This window comes from Bartonella sp. CL435QHHD (assembly GCF_042195095.1).
Classification (GTDB): Bacteria; Pseudomonadota; Alphaproteobacteria; order Rhizobiales; family Rhizobiaceae; genus Bartonella.
In genome coordinates this window covers 1-3850 of record NZ_JBHINS010000010.1, presented here as the reverse complement: position 1 = coordinate 3850, position 3850 = coordinate 1, and the positions used below count along the sequence as shown (strand labels likewise).

General features: G+C 30.3%; 1 protein-coding gene and 2 pseudogenes. All 3 read left to right on the top strand.

The genetic code is table 11. The features are described 5' to 3' along the window. A partial coding sequence (locus ACFILH_RS00505; RefSeq protein ID WP_375667201.1) for a DUF3987 domain-containing protein occupies positions 1-562 on the top strand: 562 nt, incomplete at its 5' end. A 1046-nt stretch (positions 563-1608) separates the two neighbouring features. Next, positions 1609-2064, top strand: a pseudogene (locus ACFILH_RS00500) (type ISP restriction/modification enzyme); the annotation flags it as partial. 1596 nt (positions 2065-3660) lie between these two features. Beyond that, positions 3661-3850 (top strand): annotated as a pseudogene (locus ACFILH_RS00495) (hypothetical protein); the annotation flags it as partial.

Sequence of the window (3850 nt, the reverse complement as noted above, 5' to 3'; positions counted from 1 at the left end):
AGGATCACCAAAACACCCTATTACCATACGCTTTTCTGCTGAAGCTCAAGAAATGTTTCGTGTATGGTGGGAAAATTTTCAAAGAACAATCAAAGGAGGTCATTTCTCATCAAGTTTACAAGCGCATCTTTTGAAAATGAATAAAACCATACCAACCCTTGCATTGATTTTTGAATTGAGTGAAGGGGGGCGTTTTGAAATCAATAGAGATGCCCTTGAAAGAGCCTTATATTGGGAAGAATATCTGATAAGCCATGCAAAACGTCTTTATGCGGCGAATGATACATTAACAGCAGAGCGTGCAAAATTAATTGTAGAGCGCTGTGATCTTTTACCCAATGTTTTTACGGCAAGAGATATCTATAGACGGTGTTGGAGATCTTTAAAAGACAATCAAACCGTTAAGCAAGCTTTAGAGCTTTTATGTCGTTGTAACTATATTCGTGAATTTCCTATAGAGGGGAATGAATTAGGTCGGCGTCCTGATAGACGGTATGAATGGAATCCTTTGGTTAAAAACAACAGCATAAAACAATANACTATATTCGTGAATTTCCTATAGAGGGGAATGAATTAGGTCGGCGTCCTGATAGACGGTATGAATGGAATCCTTTGGTTAAAAACAACAGCATAAAACAATAAAGAAATCTCTTTTGAAGTCTTTAAGACAACCACGCAAAACTCTTTTTATGGCATTCTCATCAAGGAACTTTTTTCCAAAAGCAAATGATCTGAGTGACCTTATCAGAAGAGTTTTGTCAGTCTTGTCAGTTCTTTTTAGAACCTATATTATTTTTTTAAAATGAGAGAAAATTAAAAACATTATATTTCAATATGTTAGANCAAAAGCAAATGATCTGAGTGACCTTATCAGAAGAGTTTTGTCAGTCTTGTCAGTTCTTTTTAGAACCTATATTATTTTTTTTAAATGAGAGAAAATTAAAAACATTATATTTCAATATGTTAGTATTTTAACGATACAACCTATATCGACAATACAACCTTAAATACAATCAATAATATATATTTGTCAGTTTGTGTCTGTAAATTGAACTAACAAACTAGATTATTTTAGTGACTCATAAAACCTATCAAAATAATCATTATGATATTTTAAAAGCACATGCTTCATTTGTCTTTTTTCCATAAAATAAACAGCAAATTTCACTATTTTGCTGATCTGATCTCTCTCATGGGCTGCGTATAAACAGCATTTAAAAAACTTTTGAAAAAATTATCGGCTTTTTTAGCATTTTTCTGCATTTTTTCTCAATTCATTCAAAATGGATTTAATAAGCTTCGTTTTAATTCTTTTGAAGAGACTTAAACCCCTTATACGAAAACGGAANAAATAATCATTATGATATTTTAAAAGCACATGCTTCATTTGTCTTTTTTCCATAAAATAAACAGCAAATTTCACTATTTTGCTGATCTGATCTCTCTCATGGGCTGCGGATAAACAGCATTTAAAAACTCTTTTGAAAAAATTATCGGCTTTTTTAGCATTTTTCTGCATTTTTTCTCAATTCGTTCAAAATGGATTTAATAAGCTTCGTTTTAATTCTTTTGAAGAGACTTAAACCCCTTATACGAAAACGGAACTCTGTTGTAACAGGGCGTGAACTGGATCATTTGCACGTGAATTATGAAACTGTAAAACCTTATCCCGTAACCTTTAAAAAAGGTAATCCAAAAGTTACAGAGATCTCTAATCCAGAAAAATTCTATTACGTGACTGAAATGAAATTCGCAAAAGCAGGTAAAGAGAAAGATAAAACCACTGTTATTTATAATAACAATATCACAATAACAGATATCCCTCTTGACGCTTGTGAGTATATCGTTAATGGTAAACCCGCTCTTGAATGGGTTATGGGGCGTCAATGTGTTAAGACTGATAAAAAGAGTGGCATTGTTAATGATGCCAATCGTTATGCTGTTGAAACCATTGGCAACCCTGCCTACCCTCTAGAGTTATTTCAGAGGGTTATTACCATAAGTTTAGAGACAATGAAAATCGTTAAGAACTTACCAAAATTAGAAATTAGAGAAACTGAATAGACTTGGCTTGCTAAACTCACAAAGGGGTATAGAATCTTATAACCATAATNGTTATTACCATAAGTTTAGAGACAATGAAAATCGTTAAGAACTTACCAAAATTAGAAATTAGAGAAACTGAATAGACTTGGCTTGCTAAACTCACAAAGGGGTATAGAATCTTATAACCATAATCTATACCTCTCTTGTTAAGTTGATTAGATACAATCTTTAAAAGGAGTGTTTATATGCATTATTCTAAAAAGAAGAAACTTACACTTTTAAATACTCTACTTTGAATTGCTTTAAGACTTTTAAGAAATCCCATCTTAAAGTGAATACGCTTCTTTTACATTGCCTTTAAAAGATTAAACCGTAATCTAAAATGAGTGCTTTATTGTTATCAGAAGCTTTATTTAAAGAGGGTTATGTATATTCATTTTCTTATATTACTTATAGGTTTTGAATGTTTCTACCCCCCCAAAAACCTTACAAAACATAGAGCATTAGTTGAATTTATAGGTTGTACTATTGATATAGGTTGTTTTTTGAAAAATTGATAAAAAATAACATATTGAAATATAATGACTTTTATTTTTTATTGAAAAATATGTAAAGGGGGGCGTAAAAAGCACCTCCAAAACTCATAACCATAATGGTCTTGATAGCATTTATTATGATTATAATCCCTTTCTTTTGAAAGGCTTTAAAAGATCACATACTCTCATAAGACATGTTTTAATCATTCACTAAATGATCACTTTTGTCGATTCAATGTACTGACATAAACTGACAAATATATATTTACAGTTGTATTTATTTGTTATGGCTGTTTTAATAAGTTGTATTTTGAAAAATTGATAAAACTTAACTTATTGAAATATAATGATTTTAATTTTCTCTCATTTAAAAAAAATGATATAGGTTCTAAAAAGAACTGACAAAAATGACAAAAGTTTATTAAAAGGGATTTTGCTCATCTCTATAATGATCAGTTTCTATTGAGATGTTTTCATAAGTGTTTTCATAACGGTCTATAAATCACAATTATCATATATCCTATTTATCATTTCTCTTATGAACATGAAAAATGATGCCATGGCTATAAAGCATATAACAGCTATAGAAAAAGCAAAAATGCAAATGAAAGCATTTGTTATAAGAGCGCGGTGCTATTAAGGTCGTTTAAATTAAAGCCCCTTATAAACAAAATTCACAAAAAATTTAAAATTCATTTAGTAAAAAAATGATAGGTTATAAAGCTAAAAATACGCATAATGAGAGCGTTTCTAAATATTATAAATGTATAGATTCAGAAAATAACGCAATCGTTTCATAAAACCTATAATATAGCTTTAAAAGCATATAAATATAAAAGAAGCAATTAATAAGCATAAGATATTATCAATACATAACGTATTTAAAAAATAAGAAAAAACATAAAAAAGATAAAATATTGTTTGACAATAAATACGTATTTTGTTATATAAATACTCAAGTGATGAAAACACTTAAACCGTAAGCGGATAGGTTACGAAACAGCCTCTCCCATGTCTTTAAAATACTGGCTATCTTTTATGCTTTTGTTAGTATATGAGAATTTTGTCGGGCGTGGTTATGCCATACAATACCCATTTATGGGAAAAGCATAACAACGGACTTACGGCCGTGTTTTCAACGCCCGATGCTCTTATAGAGTGTCAATTGAAAACGTTATTAACCCGTAAGGTTTTAATTATGACAAATATCTCAAAAACCACCCCCGTTATCTCTAATATTGCAAATGAAACCGCGTCTGTTAATCAAC